Raw genomic sequence first — 14,750 nt, 5'->3', positions numbered from 1 at the left:
TCCCGAATTGATGTTGTTCCGATTAGCATGTCCCCTTTGACCCACGTAGAGCCCACGGAGGAAACGCCGCAGGGCCGATTCAGGTGGGGTAGCCCACGGATCTTCACGGAACGAAGGAGGCGCGGCATGTCCCAACACCCCCCCCATGGTCATTCGACCAGGCTGTCCACCCTGGTGATCGGCGCCTTGGGCGTTGTGTTCGGGGATATCGGCACGTCACCCCTCTACGCCCTCAAGGAGTCCCTGGCCGCCTCCGCCGGTCACGGCGGTATGCCGACCCAGGCCGACATCTTCGGCGTGCTCTCGATGATCTTCTGGTCGCTGGTGATCGTCATCACGGTCAAATACGTCGTCTACATCATGCGCGCCGACAACAAGGGCGAGGGGGGCATCATGGCCCTGACCGCCCTGGCGCTGCGCTCTCCCAACGCCACCCCCAACTGGAAGGTGATCATTCACCTGTTGGGCATCTGCGGCCTGGCCCTCTTTTTTGGGGATGGGGTGATCACCCCGGCCATCTCGGTACTCTCGGCGGTCGAGGGGCTTGAGTTGGCCACGCCGGTGTTGAAACCGGTGGTGGTGCCGGTCACCCTGGTGATCCTGATCGGTCTGTTCATGTTCCAGCGCAAGGGGACCGAAGGGGTGGGCGCGCTGTTCGGACCGGTGATGGTGATCTGGTTTCTGGTGCTCGGGGCGCTCGGCGTTCACGGGATCCTGCTGAACCCCCAGGTGCTCCAGTCGCTCAATCCTCTGCATGCCATGCAGTTCTGCCTGGTCCACAAGGGACAGGCCTTCATCGTGTTGGGATCGGTGTTCCTCTCCGTGACCGGCGCCGAGGCTCTCTATGCCGATATGGGTCACTTCGGCTGTCGTTCCATTCAACTGGCCTGGACGCTCCTGGTCTTTCCCTGCCTGACGCTCAATTACCTTGGCCAGGGCGGCATGATCCTGCACGATCCGGAAACCCTCAAGAACCCCTTCTATCTGCTCGCCCCGGAGTGGGGGCTCTATCCCATGGTCGGCATGGCCACCGCCGCCACGGTGATCGCCTCCCAGGCGGTGATCTCCGGCGCCTTCTCCGCCGCCCGCCAGGCCATGCAGCTCGGCTTCCTGCCGCGCATGAACGTGATCCATACCTCGGAACGCGAGGAGGGGCAGATCTATGTTCCGGCCATCAACTGGATTCTGCTCGGCGCGGTGATTCTGCTCGTGCTCGGTTTTAAGAGCAGCAGCAACCTGGCCGCGGCCTACGGCATCGCCGTCACCGGCGCCATGGCCATCGACACCACCCTGGCTTTCGGCATGGTGTTGAGCGCCATGTTCGGCTGGAGCCAAGGACGGGCCATTGCCGCGACCGTCTTCTTTCTGGTGTTCGATCTGGTGTTCTTCGCCGCCAATGCCTTGAAGATCCCGGATGGGGGCTGGTTTCCCCTGTTCCTGGGCGCCATGCTCTTCATGCTCATGTCCACCTGGCAGAAGGGGGTGGAACTCTCGCGCGAGGCGCTGGCCAAGGATGAGATCCCCCTGGCGCCGTTTCTGCGTCAATTCCAGGAGAATCCGGTACCCCGCTCCCAGGGAATCGGCGTCTACATGACCACCCACACGTTGACCACGCCCCGCGCCCTGGTGCAGAATCTCCAACACCACTGGAGCATTCACGAAACCGTGGTGATCCTGACCACCGAATTCGCCGATACCCCGTACCTGGAGGACGGCGAACGGCTGATCGAGGTGAATCTGGGCAACGGTTTCTATCGGGTGGTGGCCCGTTTCGGCTTTGCCGAAACCCCGGATGTCCCGCGCGCCTTGAAGGCCGGACAGCTTTTCAAGGACTGGTCCAATCCGGACGAGACTTCGTTTTTCCTGGGGCGCGCGGTCTTCTTCGCCAACCGCGCCCGTCCCGGATTCCCTCTGTGGCGCCAGCAGCTCTATCTGGGGATGCAGCGCAACGCCAGCAGCGCCGCCTCCTGGTTTCAACTGCCTCCTCACCGGGTGGTCGAGATGGGGGCTGGCATCCACTTGTAAAGGCTCTCTTGCCGGGGAAGCGGACGCCATGACCAACGGGATGACGAGGAGAACCGGATGATCGTCCGACCACCCCGCATCCAGGGTTATCATGCCTCGTGGTTCGGTCACGTCGCGGCCATCTTCTCCGTGGCGGTCACCACGATCCTGGTCTTCTGGGGGCGCTCCTGGCTGACTCCCCCGGATCTGGTGATGCTCTATCTGCTGCCGATCATGGGCGTGGCCTTCCGCTTCGGGCAGGGCGCGGCGCTGTTGACCTCCGCCCTGTCGGTCGCGGCCTACGACTTCTTTTTCGTCCATCCCTATTTCACCTTCCTGGTCTCCGATTCCCAGTATATCCTCACTTTTACCATCCTGTTCGTGGTTGGCTGGGTGATCAGCAGCCTGATGAACCGCATTCGCGCCCAGGAGCAGGAGGCCCGTGATCGCGAATTCCAGACCGAGGGGCTGTTTCGTCTCGGACGGGATGCGATGACCACCCTGGATGATGCGGAAGTGGCGCGCATCATCACCCGGCATGCCGTGGGCCTTTTTGGCGGCGAGGCGGCCATCTGGGTCGAGGACGGCCAGGGTGGATTGAGTCGGGTGGCGGTGACCCCGGATTACTTCCAGCTCTCCGAACAGGGCATGGTGGTGGTGCGCTGGTGCTGCGAAAACGGCCAGGCCGCCGGTCGCGGTACCGAGGTGTTCCCGGATGAGGCGTTCACGGCCCTGCCGATCGCCATGGGGGAGCAATTCGGGGCATTGGCGGTGCGCATCGGCGATGCGACGATTCTCAAGCAGGGACGTTGGGGGTTGCTGGAGGCGTTCACGCGTCAGGCGAGCCTGGCCATGGACCGTGCGCGTCTCGGCGAGGAGGCGCGTGGCGCGGCGGTGCGGGTGCAGGCCGAGCAGATGCGCGCCGCGCTGTTGAGCATGGCCTCCCACGACCTGCGCACCCCTCTGGCCGCCATCACCGGCGCCGGGACCGCGCTGCGCGACGACGATGCCCGTCTCGACCCGCGTCAACAGGCCGAACTGCTGGAAACCATCTGTTCCGAGGCCGAACGCATGGAGCGGCTGATCGGCAACCTGTTGGACATGGTGCGTCTGGAATCCGGCGTCTCCCGATTGCGTCAGGAGTGGATCCCCTTCGAGGAGCTGGCCGGATCGGCTCTGGCGCGACTGGGGCCACGGGTTGACGGACGGCGTGTGTCGCTGGAAGTGGACGAAAAGGTGCCGATGGTGCATGTGGATCCGGTGCTGTTCGAACAGGTGCTGGTGAACCTGCTCGACAACGCCATCAAGCATGCCCGTCGGGAGAACGAGATTTCCTGGAAGGTGCGGGCGGAACGGGATCGGGTGATCATCCGTATCGGCGATCGCGGACCGGGCATCCCACTGGGGGAGGAGGAACGCATCTTCGAGAAGTTCGTGCGCGGCGCGGGAAGCGAAGTGCCAGGATCGGGTTTGGGGTTGGCGATCTGTCGGGGGGTGGTGGATGCCCATCATGGTACGATTCGCGCGTTGAATCGGGCCAGAGGCGGGGCGGAATTCCGCATCGAACTGCCTCAGCCTCCCATGCCGGTGGATCTCTATCCGGATGCCGACGAACGCGAGGCGTTGCGGGAGGATGGGGAGTGACAATCCGGTGGATCTCTATCCGGATGCCGACGAACGCGAGGCGTTGCGGGAGGATGGGGAGTGACAATGATGAAATCCACGGCGGGATCACGGATTCTGGTGGTCGAGGATGAGCCGCAAATGCGGCGTTTTTTGCGAACCGCGTTGAGCGCGCGGGAGTTCGAGGTGATCGAGGCGGTCAACGCCCGCGAGGCGCGACTGGCGGTCACCTCCCATCCACCGGAGATGGTGTTGCTGGATCTGGGGCTCCCGGATGGGGATGGCATCGATTTCACCCGCGAGGTGCGTGGCTGGAGCCTGGTGCCGATCATCGTGATTTCGGCGCGCGGACGCGAGGATGACAAGGTGGAGGCCCTCGATGCCGGGGCGGATGATTACCTCACCAAGCCGTTCGGGGTCAACGAGCTTCTGGCGCGCATCCGGGTTGGTCTGCGTCACGCGGCCCGGCTGGCGTCGGGCAATCAGCGCGAGGGAATCTTGAAGGTCGGTCCGTTGTATCTGGACCCGGAGCGGCGCGAGGTGCGCATCGAGGGACAACCGATCACGCTGACGCCGATCGAGTACCGTTTGCTGCTGCTCATGGCGCGCAACGCCGGACGGGTTCTGACCCATCAGCAGATTCTCAAGGAGGTGTGGGGCCCGCACTACACCCATCAGACCCACACCTTGCGGGTGTTCATGGCGCAACTGCGCCGCAAGGTGGAGTTCGATCCGGCCCAGCCGCGGTTGTTGATGACCGAGATGGGGGTGGGCTACCGCATGCACGACGAATAGCGCACCCGTGCGCGCCGAGGCCAGGCTTCCGCATCCGACTTGACCCCTGTCGCATCAGCTCTTCCACCCGCGCCGAGGCACGACATCCCGCCGGCGCCCGACATCCCGCCGGCGAGTGGGCGTGGAGGGTCAGTGTCCCTTCCAGAAGCGGGGGAAGAAGAGGATCAGCACCGTGAAGAGTTCCAGGCGTCCGGCGATCATGGTGACGGTGAGGAGCAGTTTGCCGGCGTCGTGGATGAAGGCGTAGTTCTCGATCGGTCCCACCTTGGCGATGCCGGGTCCCACGTTGGCGATGCAGGCCAGCGAGGCGGAAAAGGCGGTGGTGAAATCCAGTCCCACGGCGGTCAGCACGATCACCGAGAGCAGCATCACGAACAGGAACACCACCACCATGATCAGACTCCCCTCCATCACCTCCGGCGGGATGCTGGCGCCGGCGTATTTGGGCAGAGTCAGACGGCGCGGAGTCATCAACCGGTCGAGGATGTTCAGGAACAGCTCCCAGATCATCACCAGGCGGACCACCTTGATTCCGCCCGCCGTGGAGCCGGCCATGCCGCCGATCACCATGAGATTCAACAGGATCGCCTGCAAAAAGAGTGGCCACTGGGCGAAGTCGTCGTTGGCGAAGCCGGTGGTGGTCATCACCGAGACGACGTTGAAGTAGGCGTGGCGCATGGCCAGTTCCAGAGTCTTGTTCTGCTCGAACATGAGGACTATGCCGATCAAGGTGGAGGAGATGATCACGATACCTGCGTAGGTTTTCAGCTCCGGATCCGAGAAGATGGCCAGGTCACGCCGATAGAGGAGGCGGTAGTGCAACAGGAAATTGGCGCCGGACACGAACATGAAGAAGGTACACCACCACTGGGCGGCGGGAGAGAAGGCGGCCAGGCTCAGGTTGCGGGTGGAGAAGCCGCCGGTGGCCAGGGTGGTGAAAGCGTGATCGGTCGCTTCCAGAAAATCCATGCCCGAGCCCATGTAGACGAGGATGTTGGCAATGGTGATGCCGGTGTAGAGCACCCAGAGGATGCGCGCGGTGCTGGCCACCCGAGGCACCAGTCGATCCTTGGTGGGACCGGGGACCTCGGCTTTCATGATCTCCATGCCGCCCACCCCCAGGAAGGGGAGGATGGCGATGGCCAGCAACAGGATTCCCATGCCGCCGAGCCATTGGATCTCCGAGCGCCAGAAGAGTTGGCTCTTGGGGAGGATCTCCACGTCGGTGAGGATCGAGGCGCCGGTGGTGGTGAAGCCGGAGGCGGTTTCGAACCAGGAGTCGATCCACCCCATCCAGCCGCCGAACACGAAGGGCAGTCCGGCCAACACCGTGGTCATGGTCCAGCCGAGTCCCACGATCAGGATGCCGTCGCGGGCGTGAAGTTCCGTGCGTGCCTGGCGTGTCGCGAAAAACAGCGCCCCACCCATGCCGCCACCGACCAGCATGGCATGCACGAAGGGGCGGATATCCTCATGCAACAGCCAGGCGACCAGCAAAGGGGCGACCATGGAGAAAGAGAGCATAATGGCCAGCAGGGAGAGAACCCGCAGATTCATCGTGTGATTCATGGGGTCAGTGTCCCGGCTTGATCAGTTGGTTGAGTTTGTGTTTATGTTTGCTCTGGCGGTGGGTGACGATCAGGATTTGATCGTCGGGCAAGAGGTGGGTGCTGCCATCGGGGAGCAGAAGGCGATTCTTGCGCAACAGTGCGGCGACGATCACCCCTTTGGGCATGCCAGCCTCGTGGAGCGCTTTGCCGACCAGCGGCGAGTCGTGCTCCAGACGCACCAGCACCGCTTCGAGCTTGCCACCGAGCATCAGGTGGGCCTCGCGCACGTCATAGGGGCGCAGCAGTCCCAACACCTGCCCGATGGCGGTCAGGTTCGGATGGACCGCCGCATCGATTCCCATGAAGGCGGAGAGGGAGATGTACCCCTCGTTGTCGAACATGGTGATCGATCGCCCTGCGCCGAACCGGCGCGCCAGCACCGAGGACATGAAGTTCAATTCCTGGTTGCCGGTCAGGCCGATGAAGGTGGTATCCGAGTGGATCATCTCCTGCATGAGACTGGGATCGGTGATGTCGCCCAACAACACGCGGGTTTTGGAAAGCCGTTCCACCAGCAGTTGTCCTCGGGCGCGATCCTTTTCGATGAGGGTGGGGCGGAATCCCTCGTTTTCCAGTTTCAACGCCAGTTGCAACCCCATGCGCCCCCCACCGGCGATCAGGTGGTGGCTTTTGCGCATGCGCAGATGGCTCTGTTCCAGCCCCATGAAGGTAAAGGCCGAGGAGAGTTCCTGTCCGGCCAGCAGCGGGATGTAGAGCCGGTCGTTGATCTCGAAGACGAAATTTCCGTCCGGAACGTGGGTCTCCTGACCGCGTTCCACGGCGGCGATCAGGGTGCGATTCTCGCGGCTTTTGGCCACATCCTTGAGCCGTTTGCCGATCAACGGGCTGTCGTCTTGCAACCGGAATCCGGCGATGTGGATCTTGCCGTCCAGAAACGAGGTGACTTCAAAGGAGAGCGGGATCTCCAGAAGGTCCATCACCAGGTTGAGGGCGTTGCGTTCCGGCGTGAGCACCATGGTTTTGTCGAGCTGGGAGCCGTTCCAGAGGTGGTTGTTGCCGGTGAACTGTTCGTCGCGGACCCAGATGGCCGCCTTGGCCTTGGGGGCCAGAGAGTGGAGACCCAGTGCGGTGACGATGTTGCTGGTGTCGGAGTTGGTGACCGCCATCACCAGATCCGCCGAATGGATGTGTGCCTCGCGGAGGATCTCCGGGTCGCGCACATCCCCTTGCAACGCGCGCACATCCACTTTGGTCAGGAGTTGGGCGATCGCCTCGGAGTTCGGATCCACGACGTGGATGTCGTGTCCCTCCTCGACCATGTATTGGGCCAGCACTTCGCTGATGGGGGTGATGCCAATGATGATGACATTCATGCGGAGAACCTTGGGCTGGCGATGGATTATGAAGGAGAACCTGAAAATTCTAGACCCATTTGAATCAGTTTGGTGTCATGATTGCCAATTCGAGTGTCATGTTCTTATAAGATCTCCGAAGGCAATTCATTTTGTGTATGGTTCTTGAGCTGTCAATAAGTTTGGTGGTATGATCGTCCGCCACGCACGGGGACAGGTTTGGTGTTTTTTTTATATCGAAGGAGAATGTTCATGGCGGATGGTGGAGAGCAGGGCGCATCGGTGGTTGAGTCCAGGGACCGGGATGAGAGCGAGGATTCCCGTTTGAATTTTCTGATCGCGGCCCTGACCGCGGTGTTGGCGACGTTGTTGGGGGTGTTCAACGTCAAGGATGGCAACATCGCCCAGTCGATGGGGCAGCATCAGGCCCAGGCGGTGGACTCCTGGGCGCACTATCAGTTCAAGAACGTCAAACAGCACATGGCCGAGAACATGGTGGCCACCTTGAAGCTGGACAAGGCCAGGGAGGGATCTTCCGAGGCGTATCGGGCCTTGATCGAGGAGCGGATCGCCCACTACCAGGCCGAGGCGACCCGTTACGGCGCCGAGAAGGAGGAGATCCGGGAAAAGGCCGAGGGGCACGAGAAAGCCTACGAGGATCTCAATTATCGGGACGACCAGTTCGACATGGCCGAGGCCGGCATCGGGATCGCCATCGCCTTGTTGGGCATCAGCGCCCTGACCCGACGCCGCTGGCTGTTCGGCGTGGCCACGGTGTTCGCCCTGTTCGGGGTGGCCACCGGCCTGGCGGGCTTTTTCGGCTTGGCGTTTCACCCCGATGTCGTCGCCGGCTGGTTGGGATGATCCTTGGTTGAAAGTGGATGGTTTCAAGACGGTCAAAGTCGGCCTGCTGTCCCATGCGGGACGCGGCTCTCCCGGTGTGGTGGATGCCAACCGCCGCAAGATTGTTGCCGAGGATATCCCGACAGGCGGGAGAATGACGTTAGAAAGATTGATGGATTGAGTATCCTTGTGTTTTTTTGAATACCATGTTATTTAAACAAACACACATGCCATAGTACCTTGCGTGCAATTGGAGATGCTCATGACCATAAAATCCAAATCATCCTGTCGTCGCGTTGTCACGGGCTGCCTGTTGAGTGCGGCGCTGTTGGTGACTGGTTGCTCTCTTTCTCCGCGGCAACTGACCCTGCCGGAATTGGAAAAGCAACGCCAGTCCGACTTGGCTTCGATGTTTCGTCCCGCGGATCCGATTGGCCATCCGATCACCCTGTCCGAGGTGGTCGCCCGTGCCTTGCGGCATAACCTCGATCACCAGGTGAAGGTGATGGAAGAGGCTCAGGCGTTGGATCTGACCAGCCTGGATACCTTTGAGCTTCTGCCCAAGGTGGCGGCCAATGCCGCGACCACGGCGCGTTCCAACGTGAGCGCCTCCAACAGCCGTTCGGTGACCACCGGCCAGCAGTCGTTGGAAATGTCCACCTCCCAGGATCGCCATCACACCACGGCGGATTTGGGGTTGACCTGGAACATCCTGGATTTCGGCGTGAGCTACTACAACGCCAGGCAGAACGCCGACCGATGGCTGATCGCCCGCGAGCGCGAGCGCAAGGTGATCCAGAATCTGGTGCAGGAGGCCCGTTCCGCCTATTGGCGCGCTGTGGCCGCGCAACAACTGGAACCGCGCATTCAGGCCGTGGTGAAGCTGGCCGAGTCGGCCCTGGCGGATGCCCGTCGCGCCGAGGCGAGCGGATTGCGCTCGCCGGTGGAGAGCCTGCAATACCGCAAGAGCCTGTTGGAGAATCTGCGCCAGTTGGAGAGCCTGCAACAGGAGATGGGCACGGCTCAGGTGGAACTGGCGACCATGATGACCCTGCCTCCCGGCACCAAATACACCCTGGCGGTGCCGGAGGGGGTGTTGAACCTGCCGGTCTGGAGTCTGCCCCTCGACAAAATGGAGGAGTTGGCCATGCTCAACCAGGCGGATGTGCGTGAGATGTCCTATCAAACGCGCATCGTGGCCGACGAGAGTCGCAAGACGCTGTTGAAGCTCTTTCCCGGTATTTCGTTATCGGCTTCCAAACAGCGCGATGACAATTCGTTCTCCATGAACAAGGATTGGTACGATGCGGGTTTGCGGGTGACGTGGAACCTGTTGGGGCTGCTCTCCGCGCCGGCTCAGCAGGCGTATGCCAAGAGCAACGAAGAGGTGGTGGAGATGAAACGTCTGGCCCTGCGCATGGCGTTGTTGTCGCAGGTGCATGTGGCGCATCGCCAGTTCGAGCAGGCCAGCATCCAGTTCAAGCGTACCGACGAGTTGTACCATGTGGAGAAATCCCTGGCCAGGCACATGGAGAACCGTGTCGGGCAGGAGGCGGCCAACCCCTTGGATCGCATCGCGAGTGCCACGAGCGCGATTCTGGCCGAGCTGCGTCGTTATCAGTCCTTGTCTCAGGCGCATAACGCTTTTGGTCGCATGATGGCCACCACGGGTCAGGATCCGGCGGTGGGATCGATTCGGGAGGGATCCCTGGAGGATCTGACAGGGCGGGTGGATCGGTGGCTGACTGGCCAGACTTCCGCGCCGACGACCGCCGCCAAACCCGCCGAGTCCAAACCCGCCGAGTCCAAACCCGCCGAGTCCAAACCCGCCGAGTCCAAACCCGCCGAGTCCAAACCCGCCGAGTCCAAACCCGCCGAGTCCAAACCCGCCGAGTCCAAACCCGCCGAGTCCAAACCCGCCGAGTCCAAACCCGTCGAGTCCAAACCCGCCGAGTCCAAACCCGCCGAGTCCAAACCCGCCGAGTCCAGGCCGGCGAAAGAGAGTTCGGTCGTGAAACAGGCCACGGTCAAGATGGCCTCCAATGTGCGTTCCGGCCCCGGCATGAAGTTCAGGACGGTTCGTCTGCTCGCCAAAGGTGAAAACGTATCGGTGTTCGAACAGAACAAAGGGACCGGCTGGGCGCGTATCGGCGAGAATGCGTGGGTGGCGATCTCTCGGATTGCCATGGAGCCATGATCGCGGGGAAAACCCGGATGATGATCGTCGCCGGACTTGGGATGCTCGGCTCCCTCGGGTCGGTGACGACGCATGCCGAATCGCGCGTCGAGCCCACCGCCAGGCATCCGTTGTCGGTCAATCGGTTGGTGGCGCCATCTGCGTCCGCCGCATCCATGCCGGTCGCGACGAATCCGCTCCCCGCTCCGACCCCGAGCGCGCTGCCGGCTTCGGGGTTGCTGCGCGCCCAGATTCTGCCCTGGCAGTTCACCACCCTTTCCAACGAACTGCCGGCGCGCATCGAAAAGATCCATGTCGCGGAAGGAGGGCGTTTCAAGGCTGGTGAGACGCTGGTCTCCCTGGACTGCGCCATCCAGAAGGCGCAGATGGAAAAGGCCCGTGCCGCGTTGACCGCCGCCGAAAAACTCTCCTCGGTCAACGCCAGGCTGGCGGAAATGAAGACTCTCGGCGGATTGGAGGTGGTCACCAGCGCCGCCGAGGCGGCCAAGGCTCGCGCCGAGCTGGCCTGGATGAGCGCCACCGTGGCCAAATGCACGATCGCCGCCCCCTTTTCGGGTCGGATCGCGGAACAGAAGGCGCGGGAGTTTCAATATCTCCAGGCCGGCCAACCGATCCTCGACATCCTCGACGACAGCCGCCTGGAGATCGAATTCATCGCCCCCTCCGCCTGGCTGACCTGGCTGACACCCGATCTGACCTTCACGATGCACGTCGATGAGACCCAGAAGGCGCATGCCGCCAGGATCTTGCGGGTCGGCGCGCGGGTCGATGCGGTCAGCCAGTCGGTCAAGGTGACTGGCGTCTTCACCCGGAATTTCCCGGAGTTGCTCGCCGGCATGAGCGGTCGCGTCGAAATCACCCCGCCCGCCGGGCAACCATGAACGCATACCACCCCCTGGTGACGCTGCTGCAACTGGCGCAACGGATCCGCAACGCTCCGGATCTGGAGATGCTGCGTTTCATTCTGGTCAACGAGACCCACGGTCTGGTCCCCTATCGTCAGGCCGTGCTCTGGAACGCTTCGGGAACGGTGGAGGCGTTGTCCGGGATCCCGAGCGTGGATGCCGATGTGCCGTATGTGTTGTGGCTGCGCCATCTTTTTGCGCAATTGCAGCCGGTCGTCAGCGACGCTCCCCTGTTGATGGAAGGGTCGTTCGCCCCCCTGGAGGTGCGCGATGGCTGGAGCGAATGGTGGCCGGAAATGGCGTTGCTCATCCCTTTGCAGGTTGGTGAGACGCTCATGGGGTGGTTGCTGCTGGCGCGCGAGACCCCGTTCGAGGAGGCCGAGGTCGAACTGTTGCGCCATTTGGGCGAAAGCCATGCCCATGCCTGGCGTTGTCTGCGAGGCGGCGGGCGTGCCCTGGGAACCATCCTGCCCGCGCAACGATGGAAAACCTGGGCCGTGGTGGGGCTGCTGGTGATTGGGGGATTGGCCTGGCCGGTGCCGCTGACGGTGTTGGCCCCCGCCGAGGTGGTACCGCGTCATCCCGAGGTGATCCGCTCGCCGATGGATGGGGTGATCGACCGTTTTCATGTGCAGCCCAACGATCCGGTCACCCCTGGCCAACCGCTCTTCGACCTGGACGAAACCACCCTGAAAAGTCGCCTGGAGGTGGCGGAAAAGAGCCTGGCCGTGACCGAATCCGAGTATCTGGTCACCTCGCAACTGGCGTTGCAGGATTCGCGCTCCAAGGCACAATTGGCGATTTTTGCCGGGCGGGTCGAGGAGAAACGTCTGGAAGCCGATGGGGTGCGTGATCTGCTCGCGCGGGGGCGGGTGAAGGCGACCCGTGCCGGCATCGCCTTGTTCAGCGATCCCCAGGGGTGGATCGGTCGTCCGGTGATGACCGGCGAAAAGATCCTTACCGTGGCCGATGCGCGGGATGGCGAGGTGGAGGCGTGGCTGCCGGCGGGCGACGTGATCCCGCTCGAGGTTGGCGCGTCGGTGACGCTCTTCTTGAACATCGACCCGCTCCATCCCCGTGGCGCGCGGCTGCGACTTCTGGCCTACGAACCGGTCGCCCGTCCGGATGGCATCGTGGCCCATCAGTTACGCGCCACCCTGGACGGAGAGGGGAACGAGTCGCCCCGTCTGGGGTTGAAGGGAACCGCGCGCATCGCCGGCGACACGGTATCCCTCGGCTGGTGGATGGCGCGGCGTCCGCTGGCCTTGGCGCGACAATGGCTGGGTTGGTGAAAACCGCGCTCATCCTGCCGCCGCTGCGCGAGGAGATCGTGCTCCACGGTCTGGCGCGCGCTCTGGACGGGTCGCCGCGCTTCACCCTGGCCGATCCGACCCGCAACCGATTCTTTCAGATCAACTGGCCCACCTTCGAGATCCTGTCACGCTGGGGGGAGGGCGATGGTGTCCGCATCGCCGATCGGATCGGACACGAGACCTCTTTGTCGGTGACCTGTGCGGAAATCGAGGAGGTGCTGAAATTCCTGGCGGACAACCATCTGCTGCGTTCCGCCCACCCGGAGACCACCCGGCGCTTCCATCGGCTCGCCCTGGCCAAAAGGGGGCACTGGCTCACCTGGCTGTTGCATCACTACCTCTTCTTTCGCATTCCGCTCATCAGGCCCGACCACTTCCTGAACCGCACCTATCCGTTGGCGCGGCCTCTGTATGGCGCCTTTTTCGCACGGTTCATGGTGGCGTTGGCGGCGGTCGCGCTGTTTCTGTTGTTGCGGCGCTGGGATGCGTTTCACGCCGCGCTGCTGCACCATCTGGAGTCCGGCAATCTGCTCGTGGGGTATGGGTTGACCCTGATCGGCGTGAAAAGCCTGCACGAACTCGGACACGCCTACACCGCCAAACGGTACGGATGTCGCGTGCCCACCATGGGGGTGGCCTTTCTGGTGTTGCTGCCCATGCTTTACACCGACACCACCGAAGCCTGGAAACTGTCCGACAAACGGCGGCGACGGATGATCGCCTGCGGCGGAATGCTGGCCGAGGGGTGCCTGGCGGTGTTCGCCCTGCTGGCCTGGCAGTTTCTCCCCCCTGGCCAGGGACGCGAGATGGCTTTTTGGATCGCCACGACCTCGCTGGCCACCACCCTGGCCATCAACGTCTCCCCCTTCATGCGTTTTGACGGTTATTTCATCCTGTCGGACTGGCTGGATCTGCCCAACCTGCACGAGCGATCCTTTCACGTGGCGCGCTGGTGGTTGCGGGAGCGGTTGTTTCGTCTCGGAGCCCCGTGTCCCGAGGAGCTTTCCGGGCGCATGCGGCTGTTTCTGATCCTTTTCGCGTTGGCCACCTGGATCTACCGCTTCGTGCTTTTTTTGGGCATTGCGGTGCTGGTGTATCACTTTTTCGTCAAGGTGATCGGCATTCTGCTGTTCATCGTCGAGATCGGCTGGTTCATCATCCGTCCCGTTTGGTTCGAGATCCTGGCCTGGAGGCGGGTGTTGCCGGTGGCGCGCACCCCCTGGCGACTGCCGCTGTTGCTGGCGGGCGCGACGCTGCTTCTGGTCGTTCCCTGGTCCACGCGGGTGAACGCCCCGGCCTTGCTGGAAGGGGCGGCGTTGACCCGTCTGTATGTTCCGCACGCGGCACGCCTGGAACGGATTCATGTGTCCGGATCCGCCAGGGTCGAGGCCGGGGAGCCCCTGTTTGTGCTGCGCGCGCCGGATCTGGAGCGACAGAAGCGGTTGACCGGGGTGCGCATGGCCAACGCCGGCTGGGAGTTGGCCGTGGCCGGCCTCGATACCGCCTGGAGTCGTCGCGCGCGCACCGCCCGCGAGGAGCGGGAGCGTTTCGCCGCCACCCTGACCGGTCTGGAGGCCGAGGAGCGGCGTCTGGTGCTGACCGCGCCTTTCGCGGGAGAGATCCTGGATCTGGCCCCGGAGTTGACCGAGGGGGTCTGGATGGGGGGCGGTACCCATCTGGCCACCCTGGTGGAGCGGCGGCAGTCGGCGGTCTGGGCCTATCTGGAGGAGGGCGATTTGGGGCGGGTTCGGGCCGGGGCGCGAGGGGTGTTCGTTCCGGAGGGGGTGGAGTTTCCCGGCGTGGCGGTCCGTTTGGCGGAGTTGGAGGCGAGCGCGGTGGCGGAGTTGGACGAACCGTTGCTCGCTTCGTTGTCCGGGGGACCGATTCCGGCGCGGCTGCAACAGCGGAGCGTGGTGCCGGAGGGGGCGTGGTTCAAGATTCATCTGACGAGCGAGGCGGACCACCCTCCGTACCCGGTACGTCTGCGCGGCACGGTCCATCTGGAGGCCGAATCGCGCTCGCCGCTGGAGGGTTGGCTCCGTTCCGCGCTGCTGGTGCTGGTGCGTGAGATGAAGATGTGATTCCTTCGGACCCGATGTTCCGAAAGCGCTGTTGGTCATCGGGGGCGTGGTTTGCAACGTTATGGA

The 14,750-nt window shown here is 63.1% G+C and carries 11 protein-coding genes; 9 read left to right on the top strand and 2 right to left on the bottom strand.

The features are described 5' to 3' along the window. Positions 1-126 precede the first annotated feature (126 nt). From ACOY6C_RS09320 to ACOY6C_RS09310, 3 genes are all read left to right on the top strand, one after another. Complete coding sequence (locus ACOY6C_RS09320) at positions 127-2,025, top strand: potassium transporter Kup (RefSeq protein WP_420905198.1); 1,899 nt, start codon at positions 127-129, stop codon at positions 2,023-2,025. Between the two features lie 57 nt (positions 2,026-2,082). Then, positions 2,083-3,648 (top strand): DUF4118 domain-containing protein, encoded by a 1,566-nt coding sequence (locus tag ACOY6C_RS09315; protein ID WP_420905197.1) that lies wholly within the window; start codon positions 2,083-2,085, stop codon positions 3,646-3,648. Positions 3,649-3,717: 69 nt separating this feature from the next. Next, positions 3,718-4,422, top strand: coding sequence for a response regulator (locus tag ACOY6C_RS09310; RefSeq protein WP_420906111.1), 705 nt, complete (start codon positions 3,718-3,720; stop codon positions 4,420-4,422). 129 nt (positions 4,423-4,551) lie between these two features. Here ACOY6C_RS09310 and ACOY6C_RS09305 read toward each other — a convergent pair whose 3' ends face one another. Together ACOY6C_RS09305 and trkA are read right to left on the bottom strand one after the other, a co-directional pair. Continuing rightward, positions 4,552-5,991 (bottom strand): TrkH family potassium uptake protein, encoded by a 1,440-nt coding sequence (locus tag ACOY6C_RS09305; protein ID WP_420905196.1) that lies wholly within the window; start codon positions 5,989-5,991, stop codon positions 4,552-4,554. A gap of 4 nt (positions 5,992-5,995) precedes the next feature. Next, positions 5,996-7,366 carry a Trk system potassium transporter TrkA gene (gene trkA, locus ACOY6C_RS09300; protein ID WP_420905195.1) on the bottom strand — a complete coding sequence of 457 codons (1,371 nt, stop codon included), beginning with the start codon at positions 7,364-7,366 and terminating at the stop codon, positions 5,996-5,998. A gap of 231 nt (positions 7,367-7,597) precedes the next feature. Here trkA and ACOY6C_RS09295 point away from each other — a divergent pair, with 231 nt between their 5' ends. From ACOY6C_RS09295 to ACOY6C_RS09270, 6 genes are all read left to right on the top strand, one after another. Next, a complete protein-coding gene (locus tag ACOY6C_RS09295; RefSeq protein WP_420905194.1) occupies positions 7,598-8,209 on the top strand; it encodes a DUF4337 domain-containing protein in 612 nt (203 codons plus the stop codon). Between the two features lie 7 nt (positions 8,210-8,216). Beyond that, positions 8,217-8,369: a hypothetical protein gene (locus ACOY6C_RS09290; RefSeq protein WP_420905193.1), complete on the top strand. Its 153-nt coding sequence runs from the start codon at positions 8,217-8,219 to the stop codon at positions 8,367-8,369. An 81-nt stretch (positions 8,370-8,450) separates the two neighbouring features. Then, complete coding sequence (locus ACOY6C_RS09285) at positions 8,451-10,385, top strand: TolC family protein (RefSeq protein ID WP_420905192.1); 1,935 nt, start codon at positions 8,451-8,453, stop codon at positions 10,383-10,385. Continuing rightward, a complete protein-coding gene (locus ACOY6C_RS09280; protein WP_420905191.1) occupies positions 10,382-11,266 on the top strand; it encodes an efflux RND transporter periplasmic adaptor subunit in 885 nt (294 codons plus the stop codon). The genes ACOY6C_RS09285 and ACOY6C_RS09280 overlap by 4 nt, the downstream gene beginning before the upstream one ends. Further along, a complete protein-coding gene (locus tag ACOY6C_RS09275) occupies positions 11,263-12,582 on the top strand; it encodes an efflux RND transporter periplasmic adaptor subunit (protein WP_420905190.1) in 1,320 nt (439 codons plus the stop codon). Before ACOY6C_RS09280 ends, ACOY6C_RS09275 begins: the two co-directional genes overlap by 4 nt. Continuing rightward, the gene (locus tag ACOY6C_RS09270; protein ID WP_420905189.1) at positions 12,579-14,684 is read left to right on the top strand and encodes an HlyD family efflux transporter periplasmic adaptor subunit; all 2,106 of its coding nucleotides are present in this window, start codon (positions 12,579-12,581) and stop codon (positions 14,682-14,684) included. The genes ACOY6C_RS09275 and ACOY6C_RS09270 overlap by 4 nt, the downstream gene beginning before the upstream one ends. Positions 14,685-14,750 lie beyond the last annotated feature (66 nt).

Origin of the sequence: Candidatus Magnetaquiglobus chichijimensis, from assembly GCF_045865675.1 — a bacterium.
Classification (GTDB): Bacteria; Pseudomonadota; Magnetococcia; order Magnetococcales; family Magnetaquicoccaceae; genus Magnetaquiglobus; species Magnetaquiglobus chichijimensis.
Note: the sequence above shows the minus strand (reverse complement) of the source record. Positions and strands in the feature narration are given on the sequence as shown.

What these genes read in the sequence shown, in the direction of transcription:
- ACOY6C_RS09285 (WP_420905192.1), top strand. Translation starts at nt 8,451, where the DNA reads ATGACCATAAAATCCAAATCATCCTGTCGTCGCGTTGTCACGGGCTGC.
- ACOY6C_RS09310 (WP_420906111.1), top strand. Translation starts at nt 3,718, where the DNA reads ATGAAATCCACGGCGGGATCACGGATTCTGGTGGTCGAGGATGAGCCG.
- ACOY6C_RS09295 (WP_420905194.1), top strand. Translation starts at nt 7,598, where the DNA reads ATGGCGGATGGTGGAGAGCAGGGCGCATCGGTGGTTGAGTCCAGGGAC.
- ACOY6C_RS09275 (WP_420905190.1), top strand. Translation starts at nt 11,263, where the DNA reads ATGAACGCATACCACCCCCTGGTGACGCTGCTGCAACTGGCGCAACGG.
- trkA (WP_420905195.1), bottom strand. Translation starts at nt 7,366, where the DNA reads ATGAATGTCATCATCATTGGCATCACCCCCATCAGCGAAGTGCTGGCC.
- ACOY6C_RS09305 (WP_420905196.1), bottom strand. Translation starts at nt 5,991, where the DNA reads ATGAATCACACGATGAATCTGCGGGTTCTCTCCCTGCTGGCCATTATG.
- ACOY6C_RS09315 (WP_420905197.1), top strand. Translation starts at nt 2,083, where the DNA reads ATGATCGTCCGACCACCCCGCATCCAGGGTTATCATGCCTCGTGGTTC.
- ACOY6C_RS09280 (WP_420905191.1), top strand. Translation starts at nt 10,382, where the DNA reads ATGATCGCGGGGAAAACCCGGATGATGATCGTCGCCGGACTTGGGATG.
- ACOY6C_RS09320 (WP_420905198.1), top strand. Translation starts at nt 127, where the DNA reads ATGTCCCAACACCCCCCCCATGGTCATTCGACCAGGCTGTCCACCCTG.